9 protein-coding genes are annotated in these 18990 nt (G+C 44.2%); 4 read left to right on the top strand and 5 right to left on the bottom strand.

The window, feature by feature from the left end:
* Positions 1-78 precede the first annotated feature (78 nt).
* Positions 79-3717, top strand: a complete 3639-nt coding sequence (locus DK846_RS05020) for a PKD domain-containing protein (RefSeq protein ID WP_109967845.1) — start codon at positions 79-81, stop codon at positions 3715-3717.
* A gap of 57 nt (positions 3718-3774) precedes the next feature.
* Here DK846_RS05020 and uvrB read toward each other — a convergent pair whose 3' ends face one another.
* From uvrB to uvrA, 3 genes are read right to left on the bottom strand one after another with little or no spacing between them, the layout of a single operon-like run.
* A complete protein-coding gene (gene uvrB / locus DK846_RS05015; protein ID WP_109967844.1) occupies positions 3775-5703 on the bottom strand; it encodes an excinuclease ABC subunit UvrB in 1929 nt (642 codons plus the stop codon).
* Positions 5700-7256, bottom strand: coding sequence for an excinuclease ABC subunit UvrC (gene uvrC / locus DK846_RS05010; protein WP_109967843.1), 1557 nt, complete (start codon positions 7254-7256; stop codon positions 5700-5702). The genes uvrB and uvrC overlap by 4 nt, the downstream gene beginning before the upstream one ends.
* Positions 7257-7312: 56 nt before the next feature.
* Positions 7313-10228 (bottom strand): excinuclease ABC subunit UvrA, encoded by a 2916-nt coding sequence (uvrA, locus tag DK846_RS05005; RefSeq protein ID WP_109967915.1) that lies wholly within the window; start codon positions 10226-10228, stop codon positions 7313-7315.
* 327 nt (positions 10229-10555) lie between these two features.
* Between uvrA and DK846_RS05000 the strand changes: the two genes are divergently transcribed.
* Positions 10556-11887 carry a tetratricopeptide repeat protein gene (locus DK846_RS05000; RefSeq protein ID WP_181391632.1) on the top strand — a complete coding sequence of 444 codons (1332 nt, stop codon included), beginning with the start codon at positions 10556-10558 and terminating at the stop codon, positions 11885-11887.
* Positions 11888-11950: 63 nt separating this feature from the next.
* Here the strand turns inward: DK846_RS05000 and DK846_RS04995 are convergent, their stop codons facing one another.
* Both DK846_RS04995 and DK846_RS04990 read right to left on the bottom strand, forming a co-directional pair.
* Positions 11951-12769 carry a hypothetical protein gene (locus DK846_RS04995; protein ID WP_109967841.1) on the bottom strand — a complete coding sequence of 273 codons (819 nt, stop codon included), beginning with the start codon at positions 12767-12769 and terminating at the stop codon, positions 11951-11953.
* Between the two features lie 65 nt (positions 12770-12834).
* A complete protein-coding gene (locus DK846_RS04990; protein WP_109967840.1) occupies positions 12835-14181 on the bottom strand; it encodes an AIR synthase-related protein in 1347 nt (448 codons plus the stop codon).
* Positions 14182-14291: 110 nt separating this feature from the next.
* On the opposite strand from DK846_RS04990, the gene DK846_RS04985 reads away from it, so the two are divergent.
* Together DK846_RS04985 and DK846_RS04980 are read left to right on the top strand one after the other, a co-directional pair.
* A complete protein-coding gene (locus DK846_RS04985; protein ID WP_109967839.1) occupies positions 14292-17066 on the top strand; it encodes a S8 family peptidase in 2775 nt (924 codons plus the stop codon).
* Between the two features lie 67 nt (positions 17067-17133).
* Positions 17134-18948: a S8 family peptidase gene (locus tag DK846_RS04980; protein ID WP_181391631.1), complete on the top strand. Its 1815-nt coding sequence runs from the start codon at positions 17134-17136 to the stop codon at positions 18946-18948.
* The last annotated feature ends 42 nt before the right edge of the window (positions 18949-18990 follow it).

The following is an 18990-nucleotide window of genomic DNA, read 5'->3' as shown; positions in this document are numbered from 1 at the left end:
TGAGAAATATAACCCTGATTAACTCCTCTTGCGAGTTGCATCCCATTATGGTATGCGTCACGGGGATTTCCTTCATTCATGAATGATTTACAGGGGAAGTGTGAAGTAATGGCATACAAAACTGCATATCCGGTCATCGCGGGGCTGCTAATCCTGGCATTCCTGATAACCGGAAGTATGGCGGAGCCACAACAAAAAGGGGTAGTCTTTGTTAATTCTGTTCCTGCTGGAGCTGAAATCTACCTCACTAATGTGTCGGTCTCGCCTGACAACCTGACAGTGTCGGATACAGAGGGTCTCACTCCGCGAGAGTTCTTTGTGGAACCTGGGACCTATCGGTTATTTTTAAAGAAGTACGGATTTATTACCTGGTGGAATGAATCGTTCACCGTCACCCCGGGAACGTATCTCAACTTCAGCACGGTAACACTCACACCAAACAATCCGGTATATGGTGCCATCCATCTCGACACCAATCCGTCAGATTCGGATCTGACTCTTCACCGTGAGATACCAAATGTCACCAGTTTGATCTACAGTAAAACTCCTGCATCTGTAGAGTCTCTTCCCCCAGGAACCTATATTTATAACATCACCCGATCCGGGTATTATCCTAAAAATGGAACTACAGAGGTTACTGCAGGGAACGTGACTGAACTTCGTATCAATCTTGATCCAATTCCGGAGACATCACCTGTTACCTTTAAGAGTGATCCGACAAGTGCTGATGTCTACATTTACCAGATTAGCAGGATGAATGCAGACCAGCAGAGTGCACTCGTATCTAAAATGGACAGTGCTCTGAATTCTTTCAATGGTTCTCATGAAGAATTTGCAGCAAAGATACAGAACGTTGTCTCAACAGAGGATATCACGCCTGATTCTCTGAAGTATACTGCCGGGATAATTGGTAACACGACAACTACCCAACAACTTTACTCAGGAGAATACTTCTCAGTCTTCTTCAAGGACCGGTACCACTTGGGCTACAAATTCTTCAATGTGACTGCCAACACCCCAAGTACAGTTGAGATAGAACTGACGCCGTTCACTAATTATGTGCAGGTCTACTTCGAGACCAGTGTGGATGATGATGATCATCCAGAGCTTGGCATACCAAAAGGAGCCAATGTAACATACGATGGCGAATTGCAGGAGAATCGGACTCCGTGTTGGATCAGTCTTCCTGCCCAGAAGATCGTCAATGTAACATTTGACCGGATGCCAATGAACCTGCCAAAAACAGTAACTGTTGACACCACTCTGTTTGTTGGTCGCCCTTCAAAGTGGGGACAGATCATCAGCCTTGATCGTGCCACATACTTCATTCAGGCAGAATCGGATGCACACTCCTCCATTCAACCATCAGGTCTCATCCCTGTTATTGCAGGAGAAACCAAGGAGTTTTCCCTGAGTGGAGAGCATCCGGCATATCTTGCTCATAACCTGACTGTGGATCGGACGAGCGAAGGAAAACCTGTATTCAATATAACCTATAATCTCGAAAATGTTACATATCCACATGAAAAGACACTGGGCAATGCGACCCTTTACCTTTCTTCTCTTAAGAAACAGGTAGCTGTTAATGCAACAGCAGGAAAAGGTGGTTCAGTAAACAATGCCGGTATAACCTTCTACGACTATGGTGACGACAGTGTGGCATATAACTTCACACCAGATGCCGACAACCAGGTCAAACAGTTATATCTTGATGGTGAACCGGTACCGTATGCACCATCCTATGTGATTCAGGGCTCAAAGATGACGTATAACCACACGTTATACTGCACCTTCCGCCCAACCAAAGTTACGGTATTTGCAAACTACACGAGCGGAGGAAAGATTGATCCATCTGATCCCTATCAGGTGGACTATGACGGGTGTACCAAAAATACAACCGGAATTCCTGATCCTGGATACTATCTTTCTTATCTCAGGCCCGAGTTTGAATCTGGCGACTCATACATGGAGTCTGAAGGTTTCAAGACCAACTTCCAGGTGTGCAATCTCCATACAAATCTTACCTGGCATGCTGTCTTTGAAAAGCAGTGGTTCAATGTGACATCATCTGTCATCCCTGAAAATGCTGGGATGATAGTTCCATCTGGCAACACCACTGCTACGTATGGGCAGACTCTTACTTTCAACTCAACTGCATTCTCAGGATATCAACTCGCAGATATAACCGACAATGGTGTCTCCAAGGGCCCGGTCAGTTCTTACACTCTGAATGTAACTGAGAACCACGAGATTGTTGCACATTTTCAGCCTGACGTCCTGACCATCACGGCGGTTGCTGGTCAGGGCGGTCAAATCCAGCCCAATGGCACAGTTAATGTTACCTTCGGGAACACACAGTGCTTCAACATCACCGCATTCAGTAATTACTTCATCTCCAATGTGGAGGTTGATGGCATTAGTCAGGGTAACAATACAAGTCCTATGACATATTGTTTCCCGAATGTGACTAAAAATCACTCGATTAACGCAAGTTTCAGTAAGTATGCATACACAATAACACCATCGGCAGGAGTAGGCGGAACAATTTCTCCGTCTACCCCACAGAATGTAACCATTGGTGATTCGATCACCTTCACCATAGCTGCAAACCCCTGTTATACTATAGGCGATGTCATTGTGGACGGGGTAAGCAGTGGACCTCAAGTTAGTCCATTTGTCTACACATTCCCGAATGTAAATGCTGATCATACAATTCAGGCAGTGTTCCAGATTAAAACCTACAACATTCTAGTAAATCAGTCCAATGGTGGGAATATCTCCCCTGCAGGAACAAATGGGATCGTTCAGGTGAACTGCGGGTCTAACCAGACCTTCACGATTACTCCTGATACTGGTAATGCCCTTTATGATCTGATTGTAGACAACAGTTCAGTGGGACCAATCAATCCGTACACCTTTGTAAACATCAGTTCAGATCATACAATTGAACCTGTCTTCGTTCTCCCGCCAGTTCCTGATTTCGAAGCAGATCGTGTTAGGGTTCCACCAAAGTACCCTGTAACCTTTAAGGATCTCACCATCAATAATCCGACTGACTGGCTATGGGACTTTGGTGATGGTGAGGTAACAAATGTTCGTGAACCGGTTCATCTGTATGCAAAAACAGGTAACTACACAGTAAAACTTACTGCTTTCAATGCAGCAGCACCTAATGGTGTCACTGTCGAGAAGAAGGATTACATCTGTGTTACCACAGATCCGATTGCCTGTATGATGGCAAAACCACTGGGAGGAACGGTTCCTCCGGGATTAACTGTTGAATTCACAGACTGTTCACTGAACACAGAAGATGTCTCATGGGGCTGGGTCTTTGGTGACAGCAGTGCAGGTTCACTCTCTAAGAACATATCCCATACCTATACTGCCCCAGGAGTGTACCAGGTAACTCACCAGGTTGACAAGCCATTCATAGCAAAGGATTATGCATACGAGACGATCACAGTGATGCAGCAACCAGTAGCTGATTTCATGGCTCACCCGGTTTCGGGAAAATCTCCACTTAGTGTCCAGTTCGAGGATAAATCACAGGGATTCCCAACTGAGTGGTTCTGGAACTTTGGAGACAACACCGCATCCTATGACCAGAATCCATTGCATGTATACTCTACACCTGGCAATTACACGGTAACTCTGAAGGTGTTTAGCAATGAAGGTACTTCAGAAAAAGTAAAAGATGGATATATCTCCGTTCTTTAAACTTTTTTAAAACGAATTGTGACGATCACTACTTTTGATCGTCGGTAAAATGGTGTATTATTCCAAATCTTTCTTCAATGCTGCAATTTTGTCCCTGAGCATGATTGCTTCTTCAAAATTAAGAAGTTGGGCAGCAGTCTTCATTTGTGACTCAAGGTCAATAATCAATGCCGGGATTGAAGATTTTGGAACCGGCTTTCCCACTGGAAGTTCAATCTCCTGTTCTCTGATCGGCTTTCTGATCGTCTGTGGGGTTATGCCGTTTTCTTTGTTATATTCGATCTGAAGGTTTCGTCTTCGATCAGTCTCATCCATTGCTGTCTGCATGGAACCGGTTATCGTATCAGCGTACAATACAACATGAGCCTCTGAATTACGGGCTGCCCGTCCGATAATCTGAATCAGACTTCTTGCATCACGGAGAAATCCTTCTTTGTCAGCATCAAGAATACCGATGAAACCAACCTCCGGGATATCCAGACCCTCTCGGAGAAGGTTGATTCCCACTAAAACATCAAAGATACCCAGCCTTAGTTCCCTTATGATCTCAGTCCGTTCCAGGGTATCAATATCTGAGTGAAGATATCGTGTTTTCACTCCCCGGGTTTCGAGATACTCAGTTAGTTCTTCTGCCAGTCTTTTGGTCAGGGTTGTGAGGAGAACACGGTCTCCGTTTTCGATAGTTTTTTGAATCTCTGCCTTGATATCCTCCATCTGTCCCTGGATAGGTCTGACTTCAACTATCGGATCAACAAGACCTGTTGGCCTGATGATCTGCTCGACTACCTGCTGTGAATTGTCTTTCTCGTAATCTGCAGGAGTAGCAGATACAAAGATAACGTGTTTGAGATATTGCTCAAACTCAGGAAACCTGAGTGGCCTGTTATCAAATGAGGAAGGGAGTCTGAATCCGTAGTCTACCAGTGGTATCTTACGAGATCGATCTCCGTTAAACATTGCCCTGACCTGGGGGATTGTCTGATGGCTCTCGTCGATAAAGAAAAGAAAATCTTTTGGAAAATAATCAAGGAGGCAATATGGTTTTTCTCCAACTTTCCTGCCATCAAAGTGTCGTGAATAGTTTTCGATCCCTTTGCATGATCCGGTCTCCCTGATCATCTCAAGATCGTACTTAGTTCTCTGCTCTAATCTATGAGCTTCCAGCATCCCGAGATGGGGTAGACGTTCTGCAAGGTCGGCCTCGATAGATTTTATTGCAGCTTCTTTCTGCTCTTCAGGAATGATGTAATGACTAGCCGGATATACATAGATATGTCTGAGTTTTTCTACAGGTTCTCCGGTAGTCCGGTTTATCTCGGTAATCCTGTCTACAACATCTCCAAAGAGTTCTATCCTGATAATATTGTTATAATAACTCGGAACCAGATCTATGGTCTCTCCTTTTACCCTGAATCGTCCTGGGATGAGTTCAATGTCATTGCGTTCATAGAGATTATCTACAAGTTTTGATATGATCTCTTTACGCCCAATCTTCTGATCAACTCCGAGATCAAATCCCATACTTTTGTAGGTATCTGGCCTGCCAAGACCATAGATACAGGATACTGAAGCAACAACAATAACATCACTCCTCCCAAGTAGTGATGCAGTTGCGGAGAGCCTCATCATCTCGATCTTCGGATTTATTTGTGCATCTTTTTCGATGTACTGATCCTTTTTTGCGATATAAGATTCAGGCTGATAGTAATCATAATATGAAACAAAATATTCGACCCGGTTGTGGGGAAAAAACTCTCTGAATTCATGATAGAGCTGGGCTGCCAGGGTTTTGTTGTGAGCCAGCACCAGAGTCGGCATATTCAGTTTTGCGATGACATTTGCCATCGTGAATGTTTTTCCTGACCCGGTAACTCCCAGGAGAGTTTGTGCCGGATATCCCTTGTTATACCCTTCAACCAGTTTCCCAATTGCATCAGGCTGCGAACCTCGTGGCTGATATTCTGATACGATTTGAAAATCTGTCATGATAGTGCTTTTTTCCTTCTTATCTGACGTTGGTATGTTATGGCAAATCGGTGAGCTTCATCCCTGATCTCCTGTACCAGGAGGGATGCGGGGCTTTTCTTTGATAAAGGAATTGGAAGGGCTCTGCCTGTAGTAAAGATCTCTTCCTCTCTCTTAGCTATTGATATGAGTGGAATTGAAAGATTTAATTCTCTAAGTTCTGCTTCAGCTGCATGGAGTTGACCCTGGCCACCGTCAATAATGATTAGATCAGGAAATGGCTGTTCTTCTTTTTTTAATCTGCTATATCTGCGTTTCACAACCTCAGCAATCGAAGAAAAATCGTCAATACCCTCTACTGTTTTAATTCTAAACCTCCGGTAATTCTTCTTGTCAGGTTTTCCATCCTGAAAACTCACCATTGAACCAACCGTTCCGGTTCCTGAAAGATGTGAAATATCAAAACATTCGATAACATCCGGAGGAGCAGGCAGATGTAATGCCTCACCTAGTTCAATAACTCTCATTTTCCCGGCAAAGAATGATGCCTCAATGTTCTTCATTACGAGATCGAGCAGATGTTTTTTTGCCCCCTGAACTGGGATTGTAAGGGTAACTTTAGTCTCTCTGATGTTCGAGAGATACTCCTCAATGTTTGAATCCGGCATTTCCGGGAGAATAAGTTCGTTTGGTGGTTTAACACCGGCATAATACTGGATGATAAATTCTTCAAGAAAATCTTCGGTGTCAGGAAAAACGAACTCTTCTTTGCTGGTCAGCGTTCCCCTCTCAATTGTGAAGAGAATCAGATATACTGTTCCTGACACTATCTGATAATTAATGATATGTTCATTTGCCTGTTTCTGACGTTGAACGTATTGTCTCTCTGAAAGATGTTCGATGGCAGTAATCTGATCTCTGATTGCAAGTGCCGCTTCGAAATCCTGTTGCTCTGAATGCTCCACCATCTCACCTTTAAGACTGGCAATGAGATCCTGGTTTTTACCTTTCAAGAGCAGATCAGCACTCTTCACCTGGTACTGATATTCCGGTTCTGATACTTTTCCCTGACAAGGAGCAGAACAGGTTCCCAAATGAGAGCGAAGACAGGCCCGTCTGGTCATTTTCCTACAGGTTCTCAAATGGAAGGTCTGTTTGATGAATGCAAGAACATGATCACGTTCAGCAGCAGAGACAAATGGGCCGTACAGGGTGCCCCCCTTCTTCCCGCCCCTGTACCTGGCTATACCAATTCTTGGGAATGGATCATCGCTGATCCGAATGAATGCGTAACTTTTGGCATCCTTGAGATCAATATTAAATTTTGGCTGATGACGTTTGATAAGGGTATTTTCAAGGATTAGCGCTTCAACCTCTGACGCAGTAATGATGAAGTCAAGATCCGCAGCTTCGCTGACCATCCGCTTTGTCTTGGCATTATGATCGGTCTTTTGAAAGTAACTGGAAACTCGTTTCTTCAGATTTTTTGCTTTACCGATGTAGATAATCGTCCCTTCTGCATCCTTGAATAGGTAACAGCCTGGATCCTGGGGGACATCTTTGAGATCGATCATAGGTTATCTGCAGCTGTCATTTGCGATTTGACATTACCTGATTTAGACGAAAAAAGTTATTTATTCTTTTTAGCTGATACTCGGACTTTTCCGGTTTTATTTTTAATTGGTTTTTCCTGAAGGGGAAGCAGTTTTTTAAGAAACATCCCAGTATAACTCTTTGTATTTTGAGCAATCTCTTCAGGAGTACCTGACACAATAATCTCACCCCCGGCATCTCCTCCTTCTGGCCCTAAATCTATAATATAATCGGCTGACTTAATAACATCCAGATTATGTTCAATAACGATAACTGTATTACCCTTTTCAACTAGTCCGTCCAGGACAGTAATCAGTTTTCGAACATCGTGGAAATGAAGCCCTGTTGTCGGCTCATCAAGAAGGTATACTGTTTTCCCTGTGGCTCGCTTTGAGAGTTCACGGGTCAGTTTAATCCGTTGAGCTTCACCGCCGGAGAGTGTTGTTGCACTTTGTCCAAGTTTGATGTATCCAAGACCCACGTCGAGCAGTGTCTGGAGTTTATTTCTGATCTTAGGGATATTTCCAAAGATCTCCATCGCCTCTTCTACGCTCATTGCGAGGGCATCTGCGATGGATTTCCCCTTGTATTTTACTTCAAGGGTTTCTCTGTTATATCTTTTCCCTTTACATTCTTCGCATTCAATGTACACATCAGGCAGGAAATTCATCTCTATCTTGATCAATCCGTCTCCCTGGCAGGCTTCGCAGCGTCCTCCTTTTACGTTGAATGAGAAACGTCCTGATTTATATCCCCTGACTTTTGCCTCTTTTGTTTCTGCATATAGAGTCCTGATCTCATCAAAAACTTTGGTGTAGGTTGCCGGGTTGGATCGAGGTGTGCGGCCTATTGGTGATTGATCAATGACAATTACTTTGTCGACCTCTTCATCAAAGATAAGTTCATCATGAGCGCCCACGTCAACACGGGAGTTGTATACTGCCTTTTGAAGAGCAGGATAGAGTGTATCGTAAATGAGGGTGGATTTTCCAGATCCTGAAACTCCTGATACGAGTGTGAGTGTCCCCATTGGAATTCTGGCTGATACTCCCTTGAGGTTATTGGCTCGACAACCATTGATTGTGATAAACCGTTTACTGGTTCTACGTTTCTGCGGAACCTCTATCTTCATCCTTCCTGACAGATACGCCCCGGTTAATGATTCAGGATGTTTTTCTACCTCGTCAGGTGTGCCTTCGGCGACTACAGCGCCACCATGGGTACCTGCTCCAGGCCCCATATCAATAACCCAGTCTGCTGCCCTGATGGTATCTTCGTCGTGCTCGACAACGATGAGCGTATTACCGAGATCACGGAGCTGACGGAGTGTTTCGATTAAACGGTTATTATCACGCTGATGAAGTCCGATAGATGGTTCATCAAGGACATAGAGCACTCCCATGAGATTTGCACCGATCTGGGTTGCAAGTCTTATCCGCTGTGCTTCTCCACCAGAAAGACTCCCGGCAGTTCGGGAGAGTGTGAGATAACCGAGTCCAACCCTCTGCAGGAAGATGAGTCGTGACTGAATCTCTTTCAGAACCTGCTGGGCGATCTCCCGCTCTTTATCTGTCAACTGGAGAGTTTCAAAAAACCTGATACATGAAGAAATTGAGAGATCAGTTACATCCACGATCGAATGTCCGGCTATCCTGACGGCAAGTACAGTCTCTTTCAGGCGTTTTCCGTGACAAACCGGACATTCGCTGATCCGCATAAACTTTTCGAGTTCACGTTTGCGATACTCTGATTCGGTCTGTTGATAGAGTCGCTCTGCCTGAGGAAGCAGCCCTTCCCAGGTACCTTTGTGTGACCAGGTCCCCTGCCCCTGTTTGTAACTCATGTGAAAGTTGATCTGATCTGGTGAGCCGAACATCAGGACTTCAAATTGTTTAGGGGTAAGGTCTTTAATCGGGGTATGAATAGTAAAGCCGAAATGTTCGGCTACTGCTCCAACAAGTTGGGAACGGTATCCGTCCAGGAAATTACGGTAAGTAGCAATAGCTCCTTCTGCAATAGACTTCTCTTTATCTGGAATAATCAGGCCTGAGTCAAAGTCCATTCTTATTCCAAGACCCTTACATTCGGGACAGGCTCCGAATGGACTGTTGAATGAGAACATCCGTGGCTGAAGTTCTTCAAAGGTCATACCACAGATCGGGCAGGCCATCTTAGCAGAGTAGAGATGATCAATTCCTTCTTCCCCTACTACGATAACAAGGCCATCTGATCTTGTTGTTGCCTGCTCTATAGCTTCAACAATACGTGAATGATCTGATGAATCAAGACGATCGACTACGAGGTCGATAGTATGCATCTTGTACCGTTCCAGAACAATCTCGTCTTCTGTCCGGTATATTTCACCATTGACCCTGACTCTTGCAAATCCTTCCTTGTTTAAGTCTTTAAAGAGTTGCTGATATGTTCCCTTTTTCTTCCTGACTAATGGTGCCAGGATAGTTATCATCCCTGAAAATTCCTCTTCTATCTTCTCTGTTATCTTCTCAGGTGACTGTGCAATGATAGGGAGATTATGTTCAGGGCAATAAGCGATTCCGATACGGGCATACAAAAGACGGAGGTAATCATAGATCTCTGTAACCGTTCCCACTGTAGATCGTGGATTTTTACTTGTTGACTTCTGCTCAATGGATATTGCTGGTGAGAGACCTTCGATGCTGTCCACATCGGGTTTGTTCATTAGGCCGAGGAACTGCCTTGCGTACGAGGAGAGGGATTCTACATACCTGCGCTGTCCCTCAGCATATATCGTATCAAAGGCAAGGGTGGATTTTCCTGATCCTGACAAACCAGTAATAACCACCAGTTCGTCACGCGGGATAGCGATGGTAATATTTTTGAGGTTATGCTCGCGTGCTCCTTTGATTAGAAGTCGTCCACCTGTGTGTCCGGGAGTTTTTTTTTCAACAACTCCTTCATCAGATGGATGAATTAATCTCCCTCCGGGCACTTTGTTTGGGATATGAATATGGAGTTTGTGGCCTGGTCTGGCCCAGTTCCCGGTCTTTGGTAGGAACAGGAATTGTAGATATCTGAAATCATCTGCCTACTATGAGCCGCATGGCACGATTATACTTTTTGAAGTCTATTAAAACATCCATATTTTTTTTATTTTATTAATTTACACTTATTTATTGAATATTTTATATTTTGAGAATCTGTATCTGATTCTTCTTTTCCTGATGTCAAACATGGAAAAACGGGAACCTAATAACCCTCCCCGGATAATATGTATGTAACTCTGTTTCAGGATGGGATAATGGGATTAGATGATTCATTTCACGAAGGACTGAAAGCTTTTCGTGACGGACGATATCAGGAAGCCATTCAGTTACTGCATGAATCTGTGGCAGCTAACGAACAGAATCATAAAGCATGGAATGCTCTGGGTGTTACATATACTAAACTTGGAGAACTAGAGAATGCCCTGAACTGTTATGAGAATGCACTCAAATATGATCCTGGTAATCTCTCATATGAGCAGAATCGCGATCAGATCGTTAAAAAAGCTTTCAAGAAGATAAATCCACCTGAAGAGGATAGAATCCCGGAAAAAAACCAGGATAAACAAACCAACTGGATAATCCCGTATCAAAAATACCTCATACCGTCTGCTGTGTTGATCTTAGTTGTGATTCTGGCAATCTTTTTGCTTGTTATACCTTCATTTACTGGCAATCCTAATGTACCGCCTTCCCATTCTCAAACACCGGTTCAAACAGTAGTTCCAGAATCTACTCCCATTTCTTCTGGTAATGAAACTCAAACCAATAATTCTAATGAGTCTACTACATCTGATAATCCAAACACGGAGTCATCAACAGGTTCAGGCGGACAACAGCCATCCCTTGTTATCAGAGGTGATCTGAATGGAAAATATACTAAAGGGCTTTCAGAATTAACCTTTACAATTATTCTGACTGATGGCAGTCAGCCACAATATTTGCCACGGGTCAGTTATCTCTGGTCAGCTGGCACGATGGATCCTATAACAGTTCTTCCTGCAAACCCGGCATCAGGAACTATCAAGCCAGGTGACGAACAGGAGGTTACGTTGCAGATTCCAGCCGAACAACAGCCACGTGGTGGTGAAAAATTCAGTCTTGAGATCCGGCCACCAACAGGATTGCCTGCATTTTATTCAATGACCCTTCCTGATAATTACCGGGGTGGTATCATTACAAATCCATTGTCTGGAAATATGGGTTATTCTTCGTCCGGTTCTACTCAGTCTGGTGTACCGGTATCCAGTCTTGTCGTTGATGATTCAGTGAATGGTTTTTATTCAGGAGAACTTGAGGAGTTGTCATTTACTCTTCGTGAACAGGCTACCGGATCGCCTCAGGATATTTCTGATATTACATACATGCTCTCGGTGAATGATGGAACCCCTGTAAAGATTACTAAAAAGCTCCCGGCATCAGGAACGATTAATCCGGGTGAACAACAGCTTGTAACGTTAAGTATACCTGAAGATTACCGTCCACGCGGAGGGGATACATTCACTCTTGATATTAAACCAGATAATGGATCGTCTGTTCAAATTCGTAAGACATTATCATCTGCATATAAAGGTGGAATAATCGCATAACTCTTTTTTTCTAAAAAGAAGGATAGAAACTTTCGAATTGAAAAAATGGTTTTCTTTCCGAATTCAGTATCTTACTCCCGACCATTCACCACCATTTGTGTCACTCTCAGCGGTTCCCCATGTTCCGGTGAATGCACAACAATCATTTCTAATGACTACTGTAAATCTCCCTGAGTTCATTTTTCCTGAAGCATCTTGTTCTGTCCATGTTCCGGTTAAAACAGGTCCTGACATGGTTCCCTGAAACGATCCTTTCTGTTTACCTGAATATGATCCATCGATTGTTACTTCGCGAAGGGAATAGCCTGCCTCTGACATGGTGACATTTCCCTTGTTCGTCTTCCAGACACCGGATATGTCACATCCGGTTTCTGTTGCACGCCCTCCCTCAAGAGGTTCCCAAACTGCGGAATAACTCACTTTGTTTGCAAGTTGATGATTCGTATTTTTCTCTATAGCAGGTAGTAATTGAACACTCACACTGTTTTCATGATCTTGGCAAGTATAATACCGGGTGACCCTGGTAAGAGGAATATTTTCAGACAGACGCTTACTCGAACCGATGTCAGCACTTTTCTGATAATATGTGTCACCGAGGTACATACCGATCTCTGACCCTGATCCAGGATTTTGGAAGTTCTGGTATTGTACCTGTGTCGGTCCGGTTTCAAAACCTGCTTTATAAAATGGTTCCTGGATAGTGGTTGTGGTCAGTATTCCCGGTCCGTCCGGAATGGCAATAACTCCGTGTGATGGTAATGGGATGTTCCCACCATTCCATGCCTCTGAAAATGAACTGGTTAGTGAGGCCAGAGTTTCTGCCGAAACCGGTGCGATAAAGAGAAGAGAAAAAATGATAATTGGAAACAGAATTTTCTGCAACTGTACACCTCTGCATAATCTCACCGATTATTACAGATAACTATTGTGTCCCTTTCAGATTTTGTTTACCTGATATTAGGGTAATGTAAGTCTAACTTTCCTATCCGTGCAATCATCCGATTCTTCTTAGCGAGAGCTGCGGTTGCTGCCCGGTCAACTCCTTCACGCATCTCTTCAAAATCCCGGCTTTCTTTGTCCACCAGTTTTTTAAGAGGTGTATATGCTGCCTCTCTAAACCGTGGTCTGAATTCTGTTTCTTTTCCATCTCTAACCAGTACTGGTTCTGCCCTGCCGGTTTCGACCCGTCCAATCTCAGCAGTCCTGACTCCTGCCTGGTCCAAAACTTTCTTTACGCTACAGATAGTCGCTTCAGGGGCAACTACTAGCATTGCATCAAGTGAAACACCGAGAGGATCAATCTCCAGTTCTTCGAGCATCGTTCTAACCACAGGATCAACCAGTCCCAGAACCTCTTCTTCTTCGACGATGAATCGGGATCCTGCGGTCTCCGCCATTTCGAAGATATCTCCTCTCAGTCCTCCGTTTGTTACATCAGTCATTGCATGAATCTGGTTCAATACATCACTTTTTAACAGGGCATCAGCCCCTTTCAGAAACTGGAGGTTGATGGTCCTGTCCACGATTTCAGGATATCCATAATAGAGAGCAGTAGTCGCAATGGTTCCCCCCCCGGCTCCTTCGGTCATAAGAAGGACATCACCAGATCTGGCTTCTCTACGGGCAGTGATATGATCAGCAACTCCTACACACCCTACACATCCTGTGAGACGTTCTCCTATCACCATATCACCGCCGATACGAAGAGTTGATCCTGACACAAGCGGTACTTGCATCACTTCTCCCACTGTAGTGATACCTGCAGTATAATCGAAAATTTTAGAGACATCCCCGTCATCAGCGACATGGATGTCTGAAAAGAGCATCACAGGCTTTGCACCCATGACATAACAATCACGAAGGGTTGCTCTGGTTACATGAAATCCAGCAAGAAAAGGAAAATCACTGAGCCGGGAGTGCATCCCGTCCACGGTACTGATGATGTATCTCCCCCCTGCTTCGACAACACCGGCATCGTCCATTTCATCGACCCCGACATTTGCACCAGTCTTCCCTATGATCTCTGCTATTTTGCGATGTGCGTAAAAATCACCCGTTCCTCGTGAACCAACACCAAACTCTCCCATTGCCACATCTGCTTTTGTACAGGTAAGAAGATCGCTGGTAAGGTTACTGGTATTTTTTACTTCAGTGATGACTGCGTGCGCAAACTGTTCAGCATATTCCTGTGATACTGATTTGATCTCACGAATCCGTGATGAGAGATCCCTTACTATTTCAGCCTCTGCCCGACCAGATTCTATATTTCGCCGGACATAGCCTTCAACATCCATGCATCCTGATTCGCATACCGGCGATAAATAAGTCTTCTTGATATTCTTTCCATACTATTTCATATGGTATTGGTTCTTTATTGAATCGCACTTCTGGTGAGGTCGAACAGATGATACTATCTCATAATTGCAGATCCTTGCTATTTTTCTCTCTTATACTTCTGACATCTCTTCTTCCTTCCCAGATTTTTGCAGATGATTCCTTTACCGGATTAATAGATGATGATATATCGTCAAACAGTTCACATGAATCAGTTCTCCCTGTTTCCTCTTCCTGGAAGGATAAATTATCAAGTGATCTGCTTCAACTTGTAGCCCCCTCTGTCTCTTCATCCGGTAGTACCGCTGCAGGTCTTACCCGCGAGATGGAACTCATGGGCGAGCTCAGATTTGATACACAGAACCGTTCTGAAGTTCATGTTGCTATCAGCCTGATTGAGGGTAGTTCTCTCGGCAATGTTACCAGGTATCTGAATGAATCGAGATCAGATCCTGGGTTTGGATTAATTAATGGATGGGTCCGGACTGATCAGATTTCCAACCTTTCATCTCTTCCAGAAGTCAGGGAGATTCATATACTTCTCCCACCGGTTGGTTCAGGGATTATTCAAACCACAAACCAGACTACTAAATCCGATTCTAAATATCTCATAAATCAGATGTCTGAAGAACAGCCCGCCATTTCACCAGAATGTAATGATGATCTGGGGTCCTCAGTTAACTCAAGTCAGGCTGTGAATATTTCAGATAATTCGTGGAAAAGAAAACTCTCAACTGATCTTGTTCAACTTCTTGACGACAAATATCTCTCTCCCGGTCAATCGTCAGGGAATGCTGCTGACCTGATGCGAGCGACTGGTGAACTGCGAGGGTTAAATAATAATCAGAGTGAGGTGATGATTACCACCCGTATCAACTCTGGTTCATCTTTAGTGCCTGTACGATCGTACTTCAATAGCGCTGATTCTGACAGCCGGTATGGCCGTATTTCAGGTTGGATGACTCTTCAGAATCTTTCCCGGGTTGCAAAGGAACCTGCAGTGTTATCTGTGATGTCTCAACTCCCTGCTTTCACGTCACGTGTCACAACTGATGGGGATGATATTCTTCATACTCGTGAACTTCGGAATTCCACAAATCTTTCAGGAAAAGGAGTAAAGGTGGGTATCATATCAGATGGCGTATCCAGTCTGGATAATGTCGTCAGTAGTGGAGAACTCCCTTCAGGGATTCACGTAATCAGTAACAATATTGGTGGTGATGAGGGTACAGCGATGCTTCAGGTTGTACATGATATCGCACCTGATGCAGAACTCTACTTTTCTGATCGTGGTTCCAGTCAAATCGAGTTTGTTCAGGCGATGGATCAATTGATCAGTGACGGATGTAAGATCATCTGTGATGACATAACCTACGTTGAACCTTTTTTTGAAGATGGTTACATCGCCCGTAATATCAGGGATCGGATTCTTTCTTATGATATATTGTATATCACTTCAGCTGGTAACTTTGCCCAGGAGCACTATCAGGCTCCATTTCATGGGTACATGAATCAGGGATATCTTTGGCATGACTTTCAGGGTACAAATGGCTCTAAAGACCTGAAATTTACTGCACCACCTCATTCTGCAGGGCATGTTATTTTGCAATGGGATGATCGGTTCTCCGAATCCTCAAACAATTATGATCTCTTCCTCTATAATGACGAGATGCGTGAGATTGGCAGGAGTGTAAAAATTCAGGACGGGGATGACGATCCGATGGAGTACTGTCGATTTATAAACGAAAATGACAGTTCTAAAAATTTCTTTGTCAGGGTAGTTCAGGCCGGGGGAGAGAACAGGACCATTGAACTATATGTTCTGCCAGTTGGAGGAAGTCAGGTTTTGATGGACCCCTGTGTCCCTGAAGATTCCATGTTTGGTCAACAGGCTGTTGCTGAAGCAATATCGGTAGGTGCTGTGGTTCCTGATCTGAACACAACTACAATAGAGCCGTACTCTTCTCGCGGTCCGATTACAATAAAATATCCGGCCCCGGAACTCAGGCAAAAACCTGAACTCTCTGCACCAGATAATGTACTGGTAAGTACAGGAAAGGGAATTCTCGGATCCTTCTCCGGGACAAGTGCTTCTGCTCCCCATATTGCCGGTATGAGCGCTCTTCTCTGGGAGGCAGATCCTGATCTCAAAGCAAATGATGTGAAGAATAGACTCATAAACGCTTCACCTGTTTCAGGTTCTGGTTGGAATCCCGAGACTGGATATGGCATACCCGATGCCCGACTTCTCATCCCTGCAAATTACACAATGAACCGGTCTTTAGATCCCTGTCTGGTAGTAAATGACTCACGTCTTTCTAAACCCAGAGAGGTAGAACAACCTGACCTCCTTGCCCTGTATGCAGGATGGAATATGATTTCAATTCCGTATCCGCTCAGGGAAGGGAATAATACCGGGAGTATTTTCTCGGCTGTTAATACAACAAGTCACACTATCTGGCGATATTCATCTGATTCCCGGCACTGGGATCCTGTGGGAACCAGTGACATTCTTCACCAGATGGATGTAATCTGGGTCCATGCGGAGAATCGTACTGATATCTGCCTGACCTATGATGATAATCGGAGAAATATGACTGCGCGACATCTTACAGAGGGGTGGAATCCTCTTGGTATCCCTGGAAGAAACACCCTTACTGCCTCAGATCTTCTTGCTCCTCTCGGTTCTTCCTGGTCATATGTTCTGGTTTATGATTCCCGGGAGCAGCAATTTCGCCAGATTATTATTAATGGAGGAACAGGCGCGTATTCTGATGCTCGGCTTCTGTATCCCACAGAGGGTTTCTGGATTTATATGAATAGCCCGGGTATTATTATTCCATGATTACCAGGATCGAACGGGAGGACTTATTTGTCTCCATGTCGAATTCAGAGTACCTGGGTTGTTCATAGTGGGGTCTTATGAAACATACTGCAGGCGATATAGCGTAAGCGGTATCGTTCTGATAATATCTCTGCTCATCTGTTGGTTGATTCCTCTGGTTATTGCTGACCAGATCAACCCAGAAGAGACCGAACGGGTCATCCTCTATACAGCAGCTGGTGTGCCGTCCCCGATAAACCTCTCCTCATTAAATAATTCTGCAGTATCTGAAAATTGTACTGTTGTTCTTCGTGCGCCACAGTTGAATTTTCTTGTAGTAGAAATACCTGTGAACAATTCGTCTTTCTACCAGAATGAACTTCTCAAAATATCAGGAATTAACAATATTGAACCGGATCCTATCCGGATTCCAGATTTTTTTTCTAGTACCCCTGTATCCAATGTGAGCATTTCTGAGCAATGGGCTTTCAACCGGACAGATTTCCCTCAGGCATGGACCCTTCTCAAGCCCGGGCTTTCAAGTCCGGTTTCAATTGCAATTATCGATACAGGAGTAGACTCATCTCATCCTGAACTGAAACCGTTTATTAACCAGCATGGATTTGACTGGGTTGATAACAGCACAATAATGCAGGATGTTGATGGGCATGGAACATATCTCGCTGGAATCGTATGTGCTATTGTGAATGGTGACCAGAATTCTTCTACAGAAAGAAATCTCACTATCATTCCTGAGAGGGTCGGTACCAATGCTACGGGTATCTATGCCTCCCGTTCAGCTGTAGCAATTCAACATGCTGCAGATAACGGTGCCAAGATAATTTTAATGGGATATGGAGGATCAGGACAGTGTCCAGCTGAAGAGGCAGCGATATCCTATGCATTAAGCAAAGGTTCTCTTCTCATTGCACCTGCAGGTAATGAGGCATCCAACGAAGGACATTATCCTTCAGATTATGATGGCGTTATCTCTGTTGGTTCAACAGCAAAAACTGATGGACTCTCCTATTACTCTAATTATGGTATCTTTGTTGATCTCGTAGCCCCGGGAGAGGGTGTTCTCTCTGTGTGGCCAGACAATACAATGAGAACAGGTACAGGAACAAGCCCGTCCACAGCACTCGTTACCGGGGCAGCAGCCCTGATATCTAGTGTTAATCCGGATTTAAACAAAGATGAGATCAGATCAATCCTTGAATCAACATCTCATGATCTTGGAAGGACGGGGCGGGATATTTACTATGGGTATGGTCTTCTTGATGCCGGTGTTGCTGTCGCTGAAGCAGAAAAACAGCATACGAATGTGCAAAGCTCATATTCACTAAATCTATCATCCGGATTGGATCAGATCAAACGCAGTGGTTCTTTTGGAAAAGGAATTATTGGGATAAATTTGAGTCCTGGTTGGAATTTTGTATCAGTTCCATCATTTCCTGCTTCAGGCAAGACTGGTGGTGATCTCTTTCAGGGTATCAATACCGACGGGCATACAATATGGAAATATAATGCCGTCGACCAGGACTGGGTCGCAGTAGAAAAGCAGACCAACCTGACTCCTCTTGAAGGATTCCTACTTTACTCAGATAGGCAGAGTTCGCTGCCGCTGGTCCTGGATAACCGAACCAAAGCACATGAACTTAATATGAGTTGCGGATGGAATCTGGTGGGACTGCCAAACATGTCTCCCATGACTGCGAAAGATGCCCTTTCTCCAATATCAAAGAACTGGGTCTCACTCCTTCAGTATAACAGCACTAAACAGAATTATGATCCTGCGATAATTCCCGGAGCTAATGGCTCTCACTCTGACTCGCGAATGCTTTCGCCCTTTTCAGCATATTGGGTTTACATGAATGCTGGAGCCATCTACCATCCTGTCTGATAAAACAGAAAAGCTATTACCGGTAGCAGGAGAACACAAGAG

It is taken from the genome of Methanospirillum lacunae (assembly GCF_003173355.1).
In the GTDB taxonomy this organism is placed as follows: Archaea; Halobacteriota; Methanomicrobia; order Methanomicrobiales; family Methanospirillaceae; genus Methanospirillum; species Methanospirillum lacunae.
This window is presented reverse-complemented; position numbering and strand designations above follow the sequence as displayed.

Coding starts and splice junctions, on each gene's coding strand:
- DK846_RS04985 (WP_109967839.1), top strand. CDS start 14,292: ATGATACTATCTCATAATTGCAGATCCTTGCTATTTTTCTCTCTTATA.
- DK846_RS05000 (WP_181391632.1), top strand. CDS start 10,556: ATGGGATTAGATGATTCATTTCACGAAGGACTGAAAGCTTTTCGTGAC.
- uvrC (WP_109967843.1), bottom strand. CDS start 7,256: ATGATCGATCTCAAAGATGTCCCCCAGGATCCAGGCTGTTACCTATTC.
- DK846_RS05020 (WP_109967845.1), top strand. CDS start 79: ATGAATGATTTACAGGGGAAGTGTGAAGTAATGGCATACAAAACTGCA.
- uvrB (WP_109967844.1), bottom strand. CDS start 5,703: ATGACAGATTTTCAAATCGTATCAGAATATCAGCCACGAGGTTCGCAG.
- DK846_RS04990 (WP_109967840.1), bottom strand. CDS start 14,181: ATGGATGTTGAAGGCTATGTCCGGCGAAATATAGAATCTGGTCGGGCA.